Consider the following 18,457-nt stretch of genomic DNA (forward strand, 5'->3'; position numbering starts at 1 on the left):
GGAGGTTGCGCCGCCCCCGCGAGGCGTCCGACGGCGAGCGGCGGCCGTCGAGGAGTCGCGACACGAGTGGGAGACGAACCGATGACCGATCCGCGCACCGTCGGGCCGCCCGCCTGGCTCAAGGAGATGAACGAGGGGCTGATGGCGCAACAGCGGGCCGGCACGCTGGGCTTCGACCTGCCGGTGCTCACCGTGCCCGGGCGCCGCTCCGGGACCCCGCGGCACACCCCGCTGACCGTCCTGGAGCGCGACGGCGCCCGGTACGTGCTCGGCGGGTTCCCTGCGGCGGACTGGATCCGCAACGTCCGGGCCGCGGACGGGCTCGGCACCCTGCGCACCGGCGGGGTCGACGAGCCGGTGCGGCTGGTCGAGCTGCCCGCCGCCGAGGCGGTGCCGGTCCTGCGGGAGTGGCCCGCGCTCACCCCCGACGGCGTGCAGATGATGCGCGAGGCCGGGGTCGTCGACGACGTCACGCCCGATGCGCTCGCCGAAGCGGCCGGGATCTGTCCGGTGTTCCGCATAGAAAGGGCTCCATGACCGAGTTCATCACCGTCACCGGTGCGCGGGAGAACAACCTGCGCGACGTGTCCGTCCGCATCCCCAAGCGCGCGATCACCGCGTTCGTCGGGGTGTCCGGGTCGGGCAAGTCCTCGCTGGTGTTCGACACCATCGCCGCCGAGGCCCAGCGCCAGCTCAACGAGACGTTCTCCGCGTTCGTCCGCGGGTTCCTGCCCAGGCTCGGCCAGCCCGACGCCGACCTGATCGAGAACCTGTCCACCGCGATCGTCGTCGACCAGAAGCGCCTGGGCGGCGGGTCGCGCTCCACGCTGGGCACGGTCACCGACATCAACCCGCTGCTGCGGCTGCTGTTCTCCCGCCGCAGCGTCCCGCACGTGGGTCCGGGCTACCGGTTCTCGTTCAACGAGCAGGGCATGTGCCCGGGCTGCAACGGGATCGGCCGGCGGGTGCAGCTCGACCACTCCGTCATGTTCGACATGTCCCGCTCCCTCAACGGGGGCGGCATCCTGCACCGCGACTTCGCCGTCGACAGCTGGTACTGGCACGTCTGGGCCCAGTCCGGGAAGTTCGACAACGACAAGCCCTTCGAGCGGTACACCGACGCCGAGTGGCAGCTGCTGTTGTGGGGCTCGGACGAGAAGGTCGAGCTGGCGATGGCGGGGAAGAAGGCCGTCAAGATGGAGTTCGAGGGGGTCGAGGCGAAGTTCAACCGGCTCTACGTCAACGCCGCCGAGGAGGGCGCGTCGGACCGCAAGAAGGAGGTCCTCGCGCGGTACACGACCTCGGTGCGCTGCGCCGACTGCGGCGGCACCCGGCTGGCCGAGGAGCCCCGCACGGCGACGGTCGGCGGTGTCACGCTGCCGCAGGTGTGCGCGCTGGACCTGGCCTCGCTGCACGCCTGGCTGCCCACCGTCCGCGACCGCGACGTCGCCCCGATCGTCGACGAGGCGACCGCCCGGGTCGGTGCGCTGGTCGACATGGGGCTGGCCTACCTCACGCTCGACCGGGAGACCTCCACGCTGTCCGGCGGGGAGTCGCAGCGGATCAAGATGGTGCGCCACCTCGGGTCGTCGCTGGTCGACGTCATGTACGTCTTCGACGAGCCGACGATCGGGCTGCACCCGCGCGACGTCGGCCGGATGAACGCGCTGCTGCACCGGCTGCGCGACAAGGGCAACACCGTGCTCGTCGTCGAGCACGACACGGACGTGATCACCCAGGCCGACCACGTCGTGGAGCTGGGGCCGCGGGCCGGCACCGCGGGTGGCACGGTCGTCTACGAGGGCGACGTCGCGGGCCTGGCGGGATCGGGCACGCTCACCGGCGAGTTCCTGCACCGCCCGGTGCGGGCCAAGGAGTCACCGCGCCGGCCCACCGGCACCCTGGCGCTGCGCGACGCCACGGCGAACAACCTGCGCGGGTTCGACCTCGACGTCCCGCTCGGCGTGCTCGTCGCGCTCACCGGTGTGGCGGGCTCGGGCAAGTCGACGCTGGTGCGCGAGGTGCTGGTCCCCCAGCACCCCGAGGCGGTCGTGGTCGACCAGAGCGCGGTGGCCACCTCGATCCGCTCCACGCCCGCCACCTGGACCGGCGTGATGGACGCGATCCGCAAGCTCTACGCGAAGGAGACCGGCGTCAGGCCCGCGCTGTTCTCGTTCAACTCCGCGGGCGCCTGCCCCACCTGCAACGGCCTCGGCGCCGTCTACTCCGATCTCGCCTACCTCGACGGCGTGCGCTCCACCTGCACCGACTGCGGCGGGCGCCGCTACACCGAGCAGGTGCTCGCGCTGACGGTGCGCGGGAAGTCGATCTCCGACGCGCTCGACATGACCGCGGCCGACGCCGTCGGGTTCTTCACCGGGCGCGACATCCGGCCCCGGCTGCAGGCCCTCGTCGACGTCGGGCTGGGCTACCTCACGCTCGGGCAGCCGCTCTCCACGCTGTCGGGCGGGGAGTGCCAGCGGCTCAAGCTGGCGAGCAGGCTGCACGAGGAGGGCACCTTGTTCGTCCTCGACGAGCCCACCACCGGGCTCCACATGTCCGACTGCGGGCACCTGCTGACCCTGCTCGACCGGCTCGTCGACGGGGGCAGCTCGGTGATCGTCGTCGAGCACAACCTCGACGTGATCGCGCACGCCGACTGGGTGATCGACCTGGGCCCCGACGGCGGCGACGGCGGCGGGTCGGTGGTGTTCGAGGGCCCGCCCGCGGAGCTGGTGCACGCACCCGGGTCGTTCACCGGGGAGCACCTGGCCCGCCACGTCGGGGCCGGGGTCCGGTGACCGCCGCCGTCTTCGTCCCGGCCGACCCCCCGCGTACCGGGTCGGTGCTGTTCCTCGGCCCGGGTGACGCGGTGCGGACGCGGTCCGTCGGCGAGGCGCTCCCGGAGCTGCTCGACGCCGGGGACGCCGCGGCGCCGTCGGTGCGGTTCTGGGCCGCGGTGGCCCGCGCGGCCCTCGGCCTGGTGGCCCGCGGGCTGCTGCTGCCCGGGGTCTCCCCCGCCGGATGGGACGCCTGGCGGGTGGGCCCGCTCGACGCTGCGGACGCCGGGACGCTGCGCGGGCTGGCCGCCGCGATGCCCGCGGCGGCCCGCTCCGCCCCCCGTCGCGGCGACCTGCTGCCGGCGGCCGCACCGCTGGTGCGGGCGTTCGCCGACGCCGTCGCCGACACGCTCCCCCGCGGCGGCGACGGCCCCTTCGCCGCCGCGGCACCGGTGGCCGTGCCGGGATGGCGGGAGTGGGCCGCGGAGGTGGCCGCGGGCGTCGACGCCGGGGTGCGGGTGTCGCTGCGCCTGGACGGTGACCCCCGCGCGCGGCTGCGCGTGGTCGTCCAGGTGCACGCCCTGGACGACCCCACCCGTGTGGCCGACCTCGCCGACGTGTGGAGCGGCGCGGCCACCGGCTTCGGCCCGGGCGCCCGCGTCGACGCGCTGCGCGCCGTCCGCAGGGCAGCGCGGTTCTGGGCGCCGCTGGAGCAGCTGCTGACCCGGCCCGTGCCCGACGAGGCGGAGCTGGTCGATGCCGACCTCGCCGACCTGCTGGACACCGGGACCGCTGCGCTCGCCGCCGCCGGGATCCCCGTGCACCACCCGCGCGAACTGACCACCCCGGAGTCCCGGCTGGTGGCGGGCGGGACCGGCCCGGCCCGGCTCGGGGAGGAGGCGTTCCGCCTGGACTGGGAGGTCGCCCTCGGCGGCACCGCGCTGACCGCGGCGGAGCGCGACGAGCTGGCCCGCAGCCACCGGCCGCTGGTGCGGCTGCGCGGCGGCTGGGTGGTCGTCGACGCCGCCACGCGCCGACGGGCGCGGGAGCGGGCGGACGCGCACGTCCCGGCAGTCGCCGCGCTGGGCGCCGTCCTCACCGGGGAGATCGACGTCGACGGCACGCGGGTGGCCGTCCGTGGCACCGGGTGGCTCGCCGACCTGCGCGCACGCCTCACCGCTCCGCCCGAACCCGAGCGCGCCCCCGACGGCCTCACCGCCACCCTGCGCGACTACCAGCTGCGCGGCGCGGCCTGGCTGCACCGGATGACCTCGCTCGGGCTGGGCGCGTGCCTCGCCGACGACATGGGCCTGGGCAAGACCGTCACGCTCGTCGCGCTGCACCTGCGGCGGGTCCCGCTCGGTGCCGGACCCACGCTCGTCGTCTGCCCGGCATCGCTGGTGGGCAACTGGGAGCGCGAGATCGCCCGGTTCGCCCCCGGTGTCACCGTCGCGCGCTACCACGGGCCGGACCGGACGCTGGGCGCCGCCGACGTCGTCGTCACCACCTACGCGACGATGCGCCTGGACGCCGCCGCCCTGGCCGCCCACCGGTGGGGACTCGTCGTCGCCGACGAGGCGCAGCACGTCAAGAACGCGGGCTCCGGCACGGCGCGGGCACTGCGCACCATCGGCTCCCACGCGCGGGTCGCACTCACCGGCACCCCCGTGGAGAACGACCTCGACGAGCTCTGGGCGATCCTCGACTGGGCCACCCCGGGCCTGCTCGGCACCCGCGCCGGGTTCCGCCGCCGCTGGGCCGACCCGATCGCCGACGGCGACGCCGCCGCCGCGGCGCGGTTCGCCCGCCTGATCGGGCCGTTCCTGCTGCGGCGCCGCAAGTCCGACCCCGGCATCGTGCCCGAGCTGCCGCCCAGGACCGAGACCGACCACCCGGTCGCGCTCACCCCGGAGCAGGCCGGGCTCTACCAGGCCGTGGTCACCGAGACCATGGCCCGGATCGCGTCCGCCGACGGCATGGCGCGGCGGGGGCTCGTGCTCGGGATGCTCACCGCGCTCAAGCAGGTCTGCAACCACCCGGCGCAGTACGCGCGCGAGCCCGACCCGGTGCTCGCCGGCCGCTCCGGGAAGCTGGAGCTGCTCGACGAGCTGCTGGACACGATCCTCGCCGAGGGCGGCGCAGTGCTGGTGTTCACCCAGTACGTGGCGATGGCGCGGCTGCTGGACCGCCATCTCACCGCCCGCGGCGTCGGGCACGCGCTCCTGCACGGCGGCACCCCGATGGCCCGGCGCGACGCGCTCGTCGCGGCGTTCCAGCGCGGCGAGACGCCGGTCTTCCTGCTCTCCCTGCGGGCCGCGGGGACCGGGTTGAACCTCACCCGGGCCGATCACGTCGTGCACCTCGACCGGTGGTGGAACCCCGCGGTCGAGGACCAGGCCACCGACCGCGCGTACCGGATCGGGCAGACCCGGCCGGTGCAGGTGCACCGCCTGGTCGCCGAGGGCACGCTGGAGGAGCGCATCGCCGACCTGCTGAACTCCAAGCGCGCGCTGGCCGACGCCGTCCTGTCCGGGGGCGAGGCGGCGCTGTCCGAGCTCACCGACGCCGAGCTGGCCGATCTGGTGGGGCTGCGATGACCGACGAGCGACCGTGGTGACGCCCGCACGAGGATTCCCCGCGTTCGGCGCACGGCCCGGTCGGCGGGGACGGTCGTGGTGGGCCCGTGCGTTCGTCGCGGCGCTGGAGGACGCCGCCCTCGACGCCGGGGTGCTGCGCCGCGGCCGCCGCTTCGCCGGGAGCGGCCGGCTGGGCCCGGTCACGATCGCCCCCGGCCGGGTCTCCGCCGTCGCCGACGACCCCGACGACGGGCTCGTCGAGACCATCGTGCGGATCGCGGAGCTCGACGACGCCGACTGGGACCGGGTGCTCGGACGGCTCGCCGCCGAGGCCGGGCACCTCGCGGCCCTGCTCGACGGCGAGATACCGCGCGCGTTCGTGACGGCCGCCGACGCCGCCGGGGTGGCGCTGCTACCCGGCGTCGGAGACCTGGAGTCCGAGTGCGACTGCCCGGACGTGGGCGACCCCTGCACCCACTCGGCGGCCCTGTGCTACCAGACGTCGTGGCTGCTCGACGCCGACCCGCTCGTCCTCCTGCTGCTGCGTGGCCGGTCCGCGGACGAGCTCCTCGGCGCGCCGGTCACCGTCGACCCGCCCGCGGACGACCCGCTCGAACGGCCGGTACCCGCCGCGGAGGCCCGGGCCGCACCGGTCCCGCCGCTGCCGGTGACCCCGGCGCCGCGGCCGACGACGCCGATCGCACTGCCGGACCCGCCCGGGATGCCGCCCGACGCGCTCACCCGGCTCGCCGCGCGGGCGGCCGCCCGCGCCGCGGCCCTGCTGGCCGCCGTCGACCCGTGACATCGCGCGCCGTCGCCCCTGGCCGCGTGCCCCTCGCGCCCACGTCGTGCGTGGGCGCGGGGCCGTCAGGTGCGCAGCGGCGAGCCGCCGGGACGGGCGGCGACCCGGCGCAGGGCCCGGCCGGGGGCAGAGACGGCCGTCTCCAGCGGTCCGCGCACCCCGCACAGCCGCAGCACGACCCCCGTCACGACGGCCGCGGCGAGGTGTACCAGCAGCGTCGGCAGCCCGTCGGTGGGCTGCGCCGCGAGCCACAGCACGTGCCCGGTGTAGAGCGTCAGCGGCACCGCCCCGACCGCGGCGGGCAGCCACAGCACCGCCCGGGGCAGCAGCAGCGCCAGCCCGATGACGGCGAGCGCGGTGCCGGTGGTGTGGGCGAGGTCGAACGGCGTGGCCGAGTGCGGGGTGTCGACGGCGAGCCACCACCAGGTCGTCGGCGGGGTGGAGCCGTACTGGCGGCCGGTCACCTCCGGCACGTTGCCCGTGGCCCGCAGCACCGCCGACGACACGGACGCCGCCACGGCGAGCGCGGCCCCGCCCGCCGCCAGCGCGCCCGCGACGCGGGGCGTGCGCAGGTCCAGGCGCCCGACGGCCATCCCCGCCAGCAGGTACGCCGTCCAGGGCAGCACCGGGTAGTAGCCGGTCAAGGTCAGGGTGAGGAACAACTGTCCGGGGTCGGCGAGCGACCCGAGGTCGGCCTGCGGACCCGGGCCGTCCGGCAGGCCCGCGCGCAGCAGGTGGCTCAGCACCGGCCCGGCGACGACCATCACCGCCGCTCCCGCCGCCAGCGCGGGCGCCCGCAGGCGCAGCAGCGGGACCGCCACGGCGAACAGCAGCCCGTAGTAGGCCAGTATGACCGCGACCGGCGGGTCGAGACCGGCCAGCGCCAGCCCGAGCAGCCCGACCAGCGCACCGCGCACGACCAGCCCGGCCCCCGCCGCCGCGTGCGCCCGACCGTCGGCGAGCCCGCGCGTCGACAGCGCGATCCCGACGCCCGCGAGCACCGCGAACAGCGCCGACGAGCGGCCGTCGGCGAGCAGCCCGGTCATCGACGGCGCACCGTCGTCGTCGACCAGCGGCAGCGTGTGGGTGGCGAACATCCCGGCGAGGGCCACCGCGCGCGCGGCGTCGACCCCGAGCAGGCGCTCCGTCACCGCCGCGTCGTCACCTGCGTGACCGGCCCGTCCGGTGCCGCACCCGTGCGCCGCAGCCAGTCCTCCAGTGCCTGCCGGGCCGCACCCAGGGGCGGGCGCTGGGCCGGGTCGTTGTGCATCGCGGCGTGCAGCAGCGCGGTGTGGGCGCTGCGCGGGGGCAGCTGGGTGAGCGGGGCGCCCGCGGCGGCCGCACGCAGCCCGGACACCGCGTCGGCGTGGGTGCCCCGGGGCGGGTGCCCGGACAGGGCGTAGGAGATGGTGGCGGCGAGCTGCCACGAGTCGGACTGCGGCGTGGCCCGCTGGCCGCCCGCCACCTCGGGGGCGAGGAAGTCGGGGGTGCCGAGCACGAACCCGGCCACCGTCAGCGTGGCGTCCCCGGTACGGCGGGCGATCCCGAAGTCGATCAGGTGCGCGTACCCCGCGGCGTCGACGATCACGTTGCCCGGCTTGACGTCGCGGTGCATCACGCCGCGGGAGTGCGCGTCGTCGAGCGCCCCGGCGACCGAGGCCCAGGCCCGCGCGGCCGCGATGTCGTCGAGCACGCCGCGGGTGCGGACCAGCTCGCCGAGCGGGGTGCCCTCGACGTGCTCCATGACGATGACCATGCCGTCGAGCTCGGCCAGGCCGGGGTCGCTGCGGGCGGAGACGAGGTCGAACACCCGCACGCAGTTGGGGTGCCGGACGGACCGCAGCGCAGTGAACTCGCGCCGGATCCGCTCCTCGGTCTCGACGTCGGGGGCGTGCGCGGCCTTGAGCGCGACCTCGTGTCCGAGCTGCGCGTCGTGGGCGAGCCAGACCTTGCCGAACCCGCCCGCGCCGAGCCGGCGGATCATCCGGAAGCGCGGCCCGCCGCCGCCCCCGCCGCCGAGCAGCGGGCCGGGCGCGACGAGCGTGGGCGTCGGGCCCACACCCGCCCGCGGCGGGGCGACCAGCGGCTCCGGCGGCCGGGCGGCGAACCGCTCGGCGAGCTTCGACCGCTCGGCCCCGACGTCCTCGGGGCGGGTCGGGGCCACCGGGCGGCTGCGGATGGGGGCGCTGCGGACAGGGGCCCGGGACTCCGGGTCGGAGCCGCGCGGCGGGCCGGCCGGGCGGCGTGCCGCCGCGGGCTCCAGCGACCGGCGCACCCGCTCCCTCGACGGCCGCCCGGCCAGCAGCACCACGAACAGCCCGACGAACGCCCCGCCCACGGCACCGATCCACAGGTGCCCCGAGGAACCGGCCGGCGTCGCCGCGGTGAGCAGCGGCAGCGCCAGCGCGGGGAGCCAGAACAGGTGGACCGGCCAGGTGGGACCCCGGCGCAGCGCGATCCGGGCCTGGCCCCACACGAAGGCGGCCACGATCAGCGGCAGCACCGCGAGCACGCCGATCGCGAGCGCGAACGCCGCCGGGTCGGCCGGGTCGAAGGCCTGACGCACGGTGGTGCCGCCCAGGTAGTCGCCCTGGGAGTCGAAGACCAGGTCGGCGAAGGGCACCGGGATGGGCTCGGCGAGCGCGGCGACGTCGGACTCCCGCAGGCCGGTGACCTGCCGGCCCGCCGCGGCGGCGCGGACGACGTCACCGGTGGCGGTGAAGGCCAGCCACGGCAGCAGCCCCGCGGACACGACGCCGATGACGGTGAGCCCGGCCGCCGTGCCGGGGCCGTAGCGCGAGCCGATGCCCTTGCGCCAGATCGCGACCAGCAGCGCCCCGGCCGCGGGCAGCAGGCCGACCAGGACCCCGAGCGCGGTGATGGCCCAGGCCCAGCCGCCGACCACCACGTCGGTGTTCAGCATCGCCCGCAGGCCCGAGATCAGGCCGGCGACCAGCGCGCTGACCGCGTCCACGCCGCCCTCCAGGATTCTCGCCGCCTCGTCCGCCGTCCACTATCGCATCACCGTGCCGGGAGGACTCCCAGCGCGTCCTTCGCCGCCCGCAGCGACGCCAGGTCGGCGAAACCGGCGAGCGCGAGGGTGAGGTCCAGCTCGGCCAGGACGCTGCGCAGCACGTGCCGGACGCCGTCCTCGCCGCCGAGGGCGAGCCCGTAGGCCAGCGGTCGGCCCAGCAGCACCGCGTCCGCACCGAGGGCCAACGCGACGGCGGCGTCGGCGCCGGTGCGGATGCCGGAGTCGAACAGCACCGGCGCCCGCCCGCCCACCGCACCGACGATCCCGGGCAGCGCGTCCAGCGCCCCGATCGCGCGGTCGACCTGCCGCCCGCCGTGGTTGGACACCACGATCCCGTCCATGCCCGCGTCGAGCGCGTGCAGCGCGTCGTCGACGTGCTGGACGCCCTTGAGCACGATCGGACCGTCCCAGTGCTCGCGCAGCAGGTCGAGCCGGTCCCACTGGAGCGCGGTGCCGGTGAACATCGGCACCCACCGCCCGACCGCGGCCATCAGGTCCTCCTCCGGCGGGGCCGCGAGACCGGCCCGGAACGCGGGGTCGGAGAACGGGATCGCGGTGCCCACGCCGCGCAGGAACGGCAGGTACGCGCCGTCGAGGTCGGCCGGGCGCCAGCCCAGCGTCCAGGTGTCGAGGGTGACGACCAGGGTCGTGTACCCCGCCGCGCGGGCGCGGTGCAGCAGGCTGACCGTCACCGCGTCCTCGGTGGGCCAGTAGAGCTGGTACCAGCGGGGCCCGCCCGCGGAGGCCTCGGCGACCTCCTCGGTGGTGTACGACGACGCCGTCGACAGCACCATCGGCACGCCCAGCGCCGCCGCGGCGCGGGCCACGGCCAGCTCGCCGTCGGGGTGCAGGATCGACATGACGCCGATCGGCGCGGTGAGCAGCGGCGCCGGCATCGCGGTGCCCAGCACGGTGGTGGACCAGTCGCGGACGGTGGTGTCGCGCAGCATCCGCGGCACGAACCCGTGGCGGTCGAACGCGGCGCGGTTGGCGCGCATCGTCGCGCCCTGCCCGGCGCCGCCCGCGACGTAACCGAAGGGCCCGTCGGTGAGCACGGCCCGGGCCGCGGCCTCGAGCTGCGCCGGGTCGGTGGGGAAGCGGGGCACCTCGTCGCCGAGCCCCCGCAGGTAGATCTCGGCGGCGTAGGCGGAGAACGGGACCGTCATACCTGCAACCTAGCGGCCGGAATGCGCCGCCGCGGTGCGGGCGTTGGCCCGGACATGGGCCTCACCCGCACCACCGGACCGCTGTCCCCACACGCGCCCCGGACCGTCAACTACGCGATCGACGGTCCGGCGCACAAGCTGCTCATGCACCCGTTCCCGCGCCGCGTGCGCGCCGAGTTCGGCGGGCGGACCGTCCTGGACACCGTCCGCGGCGTCCTGCTGCACGAGACGGCCCTGCTCCCCCGCCTCTACGTGCCGGAGGAGGACCTCGACGCCTCGGCGTTCGAGCCGAGCGCGCTCACCACGCACTGCCCGTTCAAGGGCGACGCGACCTACCGGACGCTGCGGGTGGGCGACCGGCACGTCCCCGACGCGCTGTGGGCCTACCCCGACCCGCTGCCCGCCGCGCCGTGGCTGCAGGGGTACGCCTCGCTCTACTGGGAGGCCGCCGACGCCTGGTTCGACGAGGACGAGCAGGTGTTCGGCCACCTCACCGACCCCTACACGCGCGTCGACGTCCGCCCGACGAGCCGCCACGTGCAGGTCTTCGCCGGCGACGAGCTGGTGGCCGAGTCGCACTCCCCGCTTCGGCTGGACGAGACCGGCCTGCCGACCCGCTGGTATCTCGCGCCCGGCGACGTCCGCGCCGCGCTCGAGCCGAGCGACACGAGCACGTACTGCCCGTACAAGGGCCGGGCGGGCTACCGGGACCTGCGCCTGGCCGACGGCCGGGTGCTCGCCGACGCGGCCTGGACCTACCCGGACCCGCTGCCGGAGTCCGCGCGCGTCGCCGGGCGGTTCTGCCTGCTGCACGACGACCTGCACACCCTGGTCGACGGCGAGCGCATCTGACCCGTGACGGACCCCGCGGCCACCACCCCGCGAGTCCCCGGTTCTCCGTCCGCGAGTCCCCGGTTCTCCGTCCGCGAGTCCCCCGGTCGCCGCCCCCCGCGCCGGGGGACGGGGTCCGCGACGCGGGCCGACCCGGGCCGCCACCCCCGCAGCGCCGGTTCACTCGTCGTCGACGAGCAGGGCCTCCAGGGCGGGCAGGGCGGCGGCCAGGGCGCGGCGCTGCGAGTCGTCGAGGCGGGTGAGGCGGCGGGCGACCAGGGCCGTGCGGTGCGTGCGCACCTCGCCCAGCCGGGTGGCCCCCAGCTCGGACAGCGTGATCAGGACGCCGCGCGCGTCCTGCGGGTCGGGGCGGCGCACGACCAGCCCCTGCTCGTCGAGCGCGGAGAGCACGCGGCTCATCGTCGGCGCCGTGACGGCCTCGCGCCGGGCCAGGTCCGAGAGCCGCAGCGGACCGCACTGCTCCACCGTGACCAGCGCGGAGAGCTGCAGCGGCGGGATCGACTCGCGCCCGTCGATGCGGATGCGCCGGTGCAACCGGCCGACGGCCAGCCGCAGCTGTGCGGCGAGCTCGGTCAGCTCGACATCGTCGTCGATCCGGTCGGAACGGGCGTTCATGTGCGTATCGTGCCAGGTCAGACCTTGCGCAGTCGCACCCCGGTGACGCTGTGGTCGGCTCCCTTGCGCAGCACCAGACTGGCCCGGCCGCGGGTGGGCAGGATGTTGCGCTCCAGGTTGGGCCCGTTGATCTCCGCCCAGATCGACTCCGCCCGCGCGACGGCCTCGGGCTCGGTGAGCTCGGCGTAGCGGCGGAAGTAGGACTCCGGGTCGCGGAACGCGGTCTCCCGCAGCCGCAGGAAGCGGTCGACGTACCAGGTCCGGATGTCCTCGGTGGCGGCGTCGACGTAGACGGAGAAGTCGATGAAGTCGCTGACGGCCAGCGCCGTGCGCCCCGGCAGGCTCGACGCGGGCTGCAGCACGTTGAGGCCCTCCAGCAGCAGGATGTCGGGCCGGTGCACGGTGAGCCGCTGCCCGTCGACGATGTCGTAGACCAGGTGGGAGTACACCGGGGCGGTCACCTCCGCGCGCCCCGCCTTCACCTCGGTGACGAACCGCAGCAGGGCGCGCCGGTCGTAGCTCTCGGGGAAGCCCTTGCGACCCATCAGGTCGCGACGGGCCAGCTCGGCGTTGGGGTGCAGGAACCCGTCGGTCGTGACGAGCTCGACCCGCGGGTGCTGCGGCCAGCGCGCGAGCAGCAGCTTGAGCAGGCGCGCGGTGGTGGACTTGCCGACCGACACCGACCCCGCCACCCCGATGACGAACGGCGTCCGCGCGTTCTGCGCGCCCAGGAAGGTGCGGTAGGCGCGGTAGAGGCGCCCGCCCTCCTGCACGTGCAGCGTCAGCAGCCGCGACAGCGGCAGGTACACCTCGCGGACCTCGTCGAGATCGACCTCGTCGCCGAGGCTCCGGACCCGCTCCAGCTCCGCCGCGGTGAGCGGCAGCGGGGTCGACTCCCCCAGCTTCGCCCACGCCGCGCGGTCGAAGTCGACGAACGGCGAGGACGCCTCGCGTGCGAGGCTGCGACCGGTCATGGGCGGCTGCCGTTCATGAGGCGTCAACCTAGATCGCGCGGGGCCCGGCGGCAGTCGGGGGTGACGTGGCTCATCGGAGGGTGTCGGGGGTCACCGGCATCATGCCCCCATGCCGACCTCCGCGATCGAGCTGACCCGGGAGCAGGTGCTCGCCCACCGGCTGCACGCACACGGCCTCGTCCGCAGGGCGGGCACCCCCGCCGAGGTCGAGCTCCTCGACCTCGGCGTGCAGAACTCGCCCCCCGGGTCGCTGCCGGCGGCCCTGTCCGCGCGGCTGGCGGCCCCGCTCGACCCCGCCGCCGACACGGAGGGCGACCCCGCGTCCACCCAGGTCTGGTCCCACCGCGGTGCCCCCCACCTGCACCGCACCGCCGACCTCCCGGCCCTCGCGGCGGCCCTGTGGCCCCGCGACGACGCCGACGCGGCCGCCCGGCTCGGCTGGCAGCGCGCCCGGCTCGCCGAGGTCGGCGGGGCCGCACGCTCGGCGTTCCGCACCGTGGCCGACGCGGTGCGCGCGGTCCTCACCGGGGCGATGACGAAGGGCGAGCTCAGCGCCGCGGTCACCGCCGCCGTGCCGGCCGAGCTCTCCCCGTACTGCAGCCCCTGCGGGGTCCACCACGTCGGGGAGCAGCTGCTGCGCGTCGCGGGGCTGGCGGGCGGGGTGCGGCTGCGCGGGTCGCGCCCGCTGCTGCTGGAGCCCATCCCGGGGTGGCCGGGGCCGCCTGCCGACGACGCCGCGGGCACCGCCGCGCTCCAGCGCACCTACCTGCGGTTCTTCGCGCCGTCCACCGGGGCCGAGATCGCCGGCTTCCTCGGCACGTCGCGCGCCGCCGCGGAGCCCGACCGGCCGGAGGATCTCGTCCCCGTCCGGATCGGCAGGCGCACCGCGGTGGCGCCGGCGGACGTCGTCGACGCGCTGCGGGCCGCCGAGCCGGAGCCGGTCGTGCGGCTGCTGCCGCCGTCGGACCCGTGGCTGCAGAGCCGCGACCGGGAGCTGCTGGTGCCCGACGCGTCGCTGCGGAAGGCGATCTGGCGGCCGATCGGGTCGCCGGGGGTGGTGTTGTCCGGCGTCGACGTGGTGGGGGTGTGGCGCACCCGGCAGCAGCGGCGCGCCCTGCGGATCGAGGTCGACTGGGCCGGCCCGCGGTGCGACGTCGGGCCCGAGGCGGGGCGGCTGGCCGTCGTCCGCGGCGCCGCGGACGTCGACGTGGTGTGACCGGGCACGCCGTCTGCCCCGGGCCCCGCCGGGGTACCTTGCGGGACTGGTAGCGACCGAGCACCGAGGAGCACCGTCCGTGCGCACCGCCCGTCCCGGGGAACCGGGCCACCGCTCCCGGCGTCCGCGCGCCGCGGACCCGAGCCCATGACGGTCCTGCCGTCCGTCCTGGGGCTGCTCGGCGTCGTCGTGCTCACCTTCGGCACGTTCGTGGCCGTCGCCTCGGAGTTCTCCCTCACCGCGCTGGAACGCAGCCAGGTCGACGCCCACGTCGCCGAGGCGGGCGACGCCCGCGCCCGCACGGTGCAGCAGGCCCACCGCAACCTGTCGTTCCAGCTGTCCGCCAGCCAGCTGCTCATCACCATCACCACGCTGGTCACCGGCTACATCGCCGAGCCCGCGATCGCGTCGCTGTTCCGCCCCGCCCTCGACGCGGCGGGCCTGCCCGAGGGCGTCGCGGCCGCCACCGCCACGGTGCTGTCGCTGCTGGTCGCCACCACGCTGTCGATGGTGTTCGGCGAGCTGGTGCCCAAGAACCTCGCCATCGCCAACCCGCTGCGCACCGCGCGCAACGTCGTGTGGCTGCAGAACGGGTTCGCGCGGACGTTCGGGTGGCTGATCGGCGCGCTCAACAGCGCGGCCAACGCGATCGTCCGCCGGCTGGGGGTGGAGCCGGCCGAGGAGCTGCGCTCGGCGCGGTCGCCGCGTGAGCTGTCGTCACTGGTGCGGTCCAGCGCGCAGAGCGGCACCATCGACCCCGGCACCGCCACCCTGCTCGACCGGTCGCTGCGCTTCACCGACCGGGTCGCGGAGGACCTGATGACGCCGCGGGTCCGGGTGGCCTCCCTCGACGCGGACGACACGCTCGACGACATGCTGGCCCTCGCCCGCCGCACCGGCTTCTCCCGCTTCCCGGTGCACGACGGCGACCCGGACACCGTGCTGGGCGTCGTGCACGTCAAGCAGGCCTTCGGCGGGCCCGGCCGCGACACCCCGCTGCGCGAGCTGGTCCAGGAGGTCCCGACCGTCCCCGGCTCGCTCGACGGCGACGCGCTGCTGACCGCCCTGCGCGGCTCCGGCCTGCAGATGGCCGTCGTCGTCGACGAGTACGGCGGCGTCGCCGGCATCGTCACGCTGGAGGACCTGATCGAGGAGATCGTCGGCGACGTCCACGACGAGCACGACGGCGCCGAGCGGGCCCGCGTGCAGGGCCTCGGTGACGGCGGGTGGCTGGTGTCGGGACTGCTGCGCGCCGACGAGGTGGCCGAGGCCACCGGCTTCGACATGCCCGACGGGCCCTACGAGACCCTGGCCGGGCTGGTGCTGGCCCGCCTCGGGCGGCTGCCCGACGTCGGTGACGACCTGGTCGTCGACGGCAGGCGCCTCACCGTGACCCGCCGCGACCGCAACCGGGTCGCGGAGCTGCGGATGCACCCGGCCCGCCAGGAGGCCCACCATGGCTAGCGACGTCCTCGCGCTGGTGTTCGCCGTGCTGCTGCTGGCCGGCAACGCGTTCTTCGTCGGTGCCGAGTTCGCGCTGGTCTCGGCCCGGCGCGACCGGCTGGAGGCGATGGCAGGCTCCGGCCAGGCCGCCGCGGCGGTGGTGCTGCGCGCCCACGCCGACCTCTCCCGGATGCTGGCGGCGTCGCAGCTGGGCATCACGATCTGCTCGCTGCTGCTGGGCCGCCTCGGCGAGCCCGCGGTGGCGCACCTCATCGAGGCCCCGCTCGCGCTCGTCGGGGTGCCGGAGGCGGTGCTGCACCCGCTGGCGTTCGCGATCTCGCTGGCGGTGTTCGTCGTCGCCCACATGGTCCTGGGCGAGATGGTCCCGAAGAACATCGCGATCGCCGGGCCGGAGGCCGCGGCGATCCTGCTCGTGCCCCCGTTCCTGGTGTTCACCACCGCCGCCCGTCCGCTGATCGCCTTCTTCAACTTCCTGGCCAACGGCGTGCTGCGCCTGGTCGGGGTGGAGCCGCGCGACGAGTTGGAGGCCGCGTTCACCTCCGGCGAGCTGGCCGACCTGATCACCGAGTCGCGCCGCGAGGGCCTGCTCGACGACGAGGAGACCAGCCGGCTCACCCGCACGCTGCGCTCCGCGCAGGCCACCGTCTCCGACGTGGTCATCGACGTCGACGACCTCGTGACGCTCCCCCCGCACCCGGTCGTCGGCGACGTCGCCCGCGCGGTCGCCGACACCGGCTACTCCCGCTTCCCGCTGCGCGCCCGCGACGGCCGGCTCACCGGGTACCTGCACGTCAAGGACATCCTGGACCTCGCCGACGACGAGCAGGCCGCGGTGCCCCCGGCGCGGGTGCGCGCGCTGCCCGAGGTGCCGACCGGGGCCCGCCTCGACGAGGCGCTCGCCGTGCTGCGCCGCCACCGGGCCCACCTCGGACGCGCGGTCGGCCCGGACGGCACCACCGCGGGCCTCGTCACGATGGAGGACCTCATCGAGCGCTACGTCGGCAGCGTCCGCGACGCCACGCACGCCCACGTCGACCAGGTCCGCCCACCGTGAGGGTGTTCGACGAGCCCACCTGGCGCGCGCTGGCGGCGGCCCACCGCGCGCGGGTGTCGGCCTGGACCGGCCCGCACCGGGAGCGGCGCCGCCGCGGCGAGGCGCACCCCGTCATGGACTTCCTGTTCACCTACTACTCGCTGCGCCCCGCGCGGCTCGAGCAGTGGGACCCGGGGTTCGGCGTGGCCCTGCGCGGCGGCGAGGAGCGCCCCGGCTACGTCCGCGACGCCGACGCCGTGCGACTGGACCCCGCCGCCCTGCCCGCACGGCTGACCGGGACCGCGGAGTTCGTCCGCGCACTGCTCGAGGCCACCGCCTCCCGCGCCCCGCGGCTGGGCTGCTTCGGGCTGCACGAGTGGGCGATGGTCTACCGCACCGACGCCCCCCGCCACGGTGCGGTGCCGCTGCGGCTGGGCGCCGCGGGCACCGACGCCGTCGTCGAGTCGCTGCCGGTGCACTGCACCCACCACGACGCCTACCGGTTCTTCACCGCCGCGGCCGCACCCCGCAACGCGGTGACCCCGACCCGCGACGCCCAGGTGGCGCACGAGCAGCCCGGCTGCCTGCACGCCACCATGGACCTCTACAAGTGGGCCTACAAGCTCTCCCCCGCCACCCCGTCGGACCTGCTGGCCGACTGCTTCGCCCTCGCGGTCGACGTCCGTGGGCTCGACATGCGCGCGAGCCCCTACGACCTGGCCGACCTCGGCTACCCGCCCGTCCGCATCGAGACCGCGGCCGGCCGCGCCGAGTACGCCCGCGCGCAGGCGGCGTTCGCCGAACGCGCCGCTCCCCTGCGCCGCCGCCTGGTCGAGGTGTGCGACCAGCTCATCCCCGCGCCCACACCTCACCGGTCCTGACCCACCGCTGCGGCTCCCCCGCCGCCCGCAGCCGGCCCGTGAGCCACCACGTGCGGTCCGGGTCCCAGCCCGCGAGGACGGTGTGCGTCCCGTCGCCCACCGGGAGCGCGACGCCCGCGGCCTGCAGGTAGCCCCGCACCGTCAGGTGCACCGCGTCGTGGTCGCGCGCGACGGCCGCCCAGTCCGGGATCGACCACCGCCCGTCGACGCCGGTGGCCCGCCACCAGTCGTGGCGCCGGGACCGGGTGACCTCCAGCGGGTGGGCCCGTACCAGGTCCACCCAGTCGGCGGCCCCGGTGATCTCCAGGACGCGCCCCTGCGCCGAGACCGGTCGGCAGGTCTCCGTCGACCGGCCGGGCGAGTCCTCGACCAGGCTCAGCCCGGCGGGGTCCGCGCGGATCGTGGACGGCAACGTCGACGGGGCCGGGGTCGACCACCAGTGGCCGCTGAAGGGCGCGCGGACGTCGGACGGGCGCGTGGCCGCTCGCTCCTCGTCGTCGAGCGTGTCCCGGCGCCACCGGTCGAGCTCCCCGGCCGCCGCCTCGGGTGCGACGTCCCCGTCCCCGTCGACGAGCCACTGGCCGGCCGGCTCGCACGGCTCCGACCACCACCGCGGTGGAGACACGGCCACCCGGGCGGCGAGCGGGGCCATGACGCGGCGGACCGCGGGTCGGGTCAGCAGGTGGTCGATCTCGTCCGGTTCCTGCCAGTACCGGGCGAGGTCGACGGCGTGGGCCAGTGCGGCCGGCAGCACCCGACCGTCGAGCGGCGCCCGCAGCACCGCGTCGACGGCGGTACCGAGCTCGTCGAGCAGGGCCTGCTCCCCCACCGGCCTGCCGGTCCGGACGGCCCAGCACGCCGGGCCGGTCCGCTCCTCGACCAGCCCCCACAGCATCCGTCGGGTCCGCGGCCCGTCCTCCACGCCGTCCGTCACCGGCGTCACGGTAGGCGCCGCGGGCCGTTCGGGCTGGGTCGTTCCGTCAATGACAGATCGACGATCCGTTGCGTCAATGTTTCATTGACACATGAGGGAGACGTATCAGTCGCCGTGGCGACCGCTCCCC

The 18,457-nt window shown here is 76.1% G+C and carries 15 protein-coding genes; 9 read left to right on the forward strand and 6 right to left on the reverse strand.

The genetic code is table 11. From position 1 onward, the window contains the following. Nucleotides 1-81: 81 nt before the first annotated feature. Genes PHY01_RS01990 through PHY01_RS02005 form a run of 4 tightly spaced genes read left to right on the forward strand, consistent with a single transcriptional unit; the run spans nt 82 to nt 6,158 of the window. Nucleotides 82-537, forward strand: a complete 456-nt coding sequence (locus PHY01_RS01990) for a nitroreductase/quinone reductase family protein (protein WP_141276448.1) — start codon at nt 82-84, stop codon at nt 535-537. After that, nucleotides 534-2,801, forward strand: a complete 2,268-nt coding sequence (locus PHY01_RS01995; protein WP_141276449.1) for an excinuclease ABC subunit UvrA — start codon at nt 534-536, stop codon at nt 2,799-2,801. The genes PHY01_RS01990 and PHY01_RS01995 overlap by 4 nt, the downstream gene beginning before the upstream one ends. Next, on the forward strand, nt 2,798-5,377 hold the full coding sequence (locus tag PHY01_RS02000) for an SCO1167/SCO6262 family helicase (RefSeq protein WP_141276450.1): 2,580 nt from the start codon (nt 2,798-2,800) through the stop codon (nt 5,375-5,377). Before PHY01_RS01995 ends, PHY01_RS02000 begins: the two co-directional genes overlap by 4 nt. A gap of 13 nt (nt 5,378-5,390) precedes the next feature. Next, the gene (locus PHY01_RS02005; protein ID WP_170183599.1) at nt 5,391-6,158 is read left to right on the forward strand and encodes an SWIM zinc finger family protein; all 768 of its coding nucleotides are present in this window, start codon (nt 5,391-5,393) and stop codon (nt 6,156-6,158) included. 65 nt (nt 6,159-6,223) lie between these two features. Here the strand turns inward: PHY01_RS02005 and PHY01_RS02010 are convergent, their stop codons facing one another. From PHY01_RS02010 to PHY01_RS02020, 3 genes are read right to left on the reverse strand one after another with little or no spacing between them, the layout of a single operon-like run. Beyond that, nucleotides 6,224-7,309, reverse strand: a complete 1,086-nt coding sequence (locus PHY01_RS02010; protein ID WP_141276452.1) for a heparan-alpha-glucosaminide N-acetyltransferase domain-containing protein — start codon at nt 7,307-7,309, stop codon at nt 6,224-6,226. Next, nucleotides 7,306-9,132 carry a serine/threonine-protein kinase gene (locus PHY01_RS02015; RefSeq protein WP_141276453.1) on the reverse strand — a complete coding sequence of 609 codons (1,827 nt, stop codon included), beginning with the start codon at nt 9,130-9,132 and terminating at the stop codon, nt 7,306-7,308. Before PHY01_RS02015 ends, PHY01_RS02010 begins: the two co-directional genes overlap by 4 nt. A 47-nt stretch (nt 9,133-9,179) precedes the next feature. After that, nucleotides 9,180-10,358, reverse strand: coding sequence for an alpha-hydroxy-acid oxidizing protein (locus tag PHY01_RS02020; RefSeq protein ID WP_141276454.1), 1,179 nt, complete (start codon nt 10,356-10,358; stop codon nt 9,180-9,182). A gap of 54 nt (nt 10,359-10,412) precedes the next feature. On the opposite strand from PHY01_RS02020, the gene PHY01_RS02025 reads away from it, so the two are divergent. Beyond that, on the forward strand, nt 10,413-11,210 hold the full coding sequence (locus PHY01_RS02025; RefSeq protein ID WP_141276455.1) for a DUF427 domain-containing protein: 798 nt from the start codon (nt 10,413-10,415) through the stop codon (nt 11,208-11,210). A gap of 159 nt (nt 11,211-11,369) precedes the next feature. On the opposite strand, the gene PHY01_RS02030 is transcribed toward PHY01_RS02025, so the two are convergent. Together PHY01_RS02030 and coaA are read right to left on the reverse strand one after the other, a co-directional pair. Then, nucleotides 11,370-11,825, reverse strand: a complete 456-nt coding sequence (locus PHY01_RS02030) for a MarR family winged helix-turn-helix transcriptional regulator (RefSeq protein WP_141276456.1) — start codon at nt 11,823-11,825, stop codon at nt 11,370-11,372. 17 nt (nt 11,826-11,842) lie between these two features. Next, nucleotides 11,843-12,799 (reverse strand): type I pantothenate kinase, encoded by a 957-nt coding sequence (gene coaA / locus PHY01_RS02035; protein WP_141276457.1) that lies wholly within the window; start codon nt 12,797-12,799, stop codon nt 11,843-11,845. A gap of 109 nt (nt 12,800-12,908) precedes the next feature. Here coaA and PHY01_RS02040 point away from each other — a divergent pair, with 109 nt between their 5' ends. The 4 genes from PHY01_RS02040 to PHY01_RS02055 all read left to right on the forward strand — a co-directional run bounded on the left by PHY01_RS02040 (nt 12,909) and on the right by PHY01_RS02055 (nt 17,393). Continuing rightward, a complete protein-coding gene (locus PHY01_RS02040; protein WP_141276458.1) occupies nt 12,909-14,015 on the forward strand; it encodes a DNA glycosylase AlkZ-like family protein in 1,107 nt (368 codons plus the stop codon). Between the two features lie 147 nt (nt 14,016-14,162). Beyond that, complete coding sequence (locus tag PHY01_RS02045; RefSeq protein ID WP_141276459.1) at nt 14,163-15,479, forward strand: hemolysin family protein; 1,317 nt, start codon at nt 14,163-14,165, stop codon at nt 15,477-15,479. Continuing rightward, on the forward strand, nt 15,472-16,533 hold the full coding sequence (locus tag PHY01_RS02050) for a hemolysin family protein (RefSeq protein WP_141276460.1): 1,062 nt from the start codon (nt 15,472-15,474) through the stop codon (nt 16,531-16,533). The genes PHY01_RS02045 and PHY01_RS02050 overlap by 8 nt, the downstream gene beginning before the upstream one ends. Further along, nucleotides 16,530-17,393 carry a 3-methyladenine DNA glycosylase gene (locus tag PHY01_RS02055; RefSeq protein ID WP_141276461.1) on the forward strand — a complete coding sequence of 288 codons (864 nt, stop codon included), beginning with the start codon at nt 16,530-16,532 and terminating at the stop codon, nt 17,391-17,393. Before PHY01_RS02050 ends, PHY01_RS02055 begins: the two co-directional genes overlap by 4 nt. On the opposite strand, the gene PHY01_RS02060 is transcribed toward PHY01_RS02055, so the two are convergent. Continuing rightward, nucleotides 17,362-18,327, reverse strand: a complete 966-nt coding sequence (locus PHY01_RS02060; RefSeq protein ID WP_170183600.1) for a hypothetical protein — start codon at nt 18,325-18,327, stop codon at nt 17,362-17,364. The genes PHY01_RS02055 and PHY01_RS02060 overlap by 32 nt on opposite strands. Between the last annotated feature and the right edge of the window lie 130 nt (nt 18,328-18,457).

The organism is Pseudonocardia hydrocarbonoxydans (genome assembly GCF_006539565.1).
GTDB classification, from domain to species: Bacteria; Actinomycetota; Actinomycetes; order Mycobacteriales; family Pseudonocardiaceae; genus Pseudonocardia; species Pseudonocardia hydrocarbonoxydans.

Coding starts and splice junctions, on each gene's coding strand:
- PHY01_RS01995 (WP_141276449.1), top strand. CDS start 534: ATGACCGAGTTCATCACCGTCACCGGTGCGCGGGAGAACAACCTGCGC.
- coaA (WP_141276457.1), bottom strand. CDS start 12,799: ATGACCGGTCGCAGCCTCGCACGCGAGGCGTCCTCGCCGTTCGTCGAC.
- PHY01_RS01990 (WP_141276448.1), top strand. CDS start 82: ATGACCGATCCGCGCACCGTCGGGCCGCCCGCCTGGCTCAAGGAGATG.
- PHY01_RS02025 (WP_141276455.1), top strand. CDS start 10,413: ATGGGCCTCACCCGCACCACCGGACCGCTGTCCCCACACGCGCCCCGG.
- PHY01_RS02040 (WP_141276458.1), top strand. CDS start 12,909: ATGCCGACCTCCGCGATCGAGCTGACCCGGGAGCAGGTGCTCGCCCAC.
- PHY01_RS02050 (WP_141276460.1), top strand. CDS start 15,472: ATGGCTAGCGACGTCCTCGCGCTGGTGTTCGCCGTGCTGCTGCTGGCC.
- PHY01_RS02020 (WP_141276454.1), bottom strand. CDS start 10,358: ATGACGGTCCCGTTCTCCGCCTACGCCGCCGAGATCTACCTGCGGGGG.
- PHY01_RS02045 (WP_141276459.1), top strand. CDS start 14,163: ATGACGGTCCTGCCGTCCGTCCTGGGGCTGCTCGGCGTCGTCGTGCTC.
- PHY01_RS02030 (WP_141276456.1), bottom strand. CDS start 11,825: ATGAACGCCCGTTCCGACCGGATCGACGACGATGTCGAGCTGACCGAG.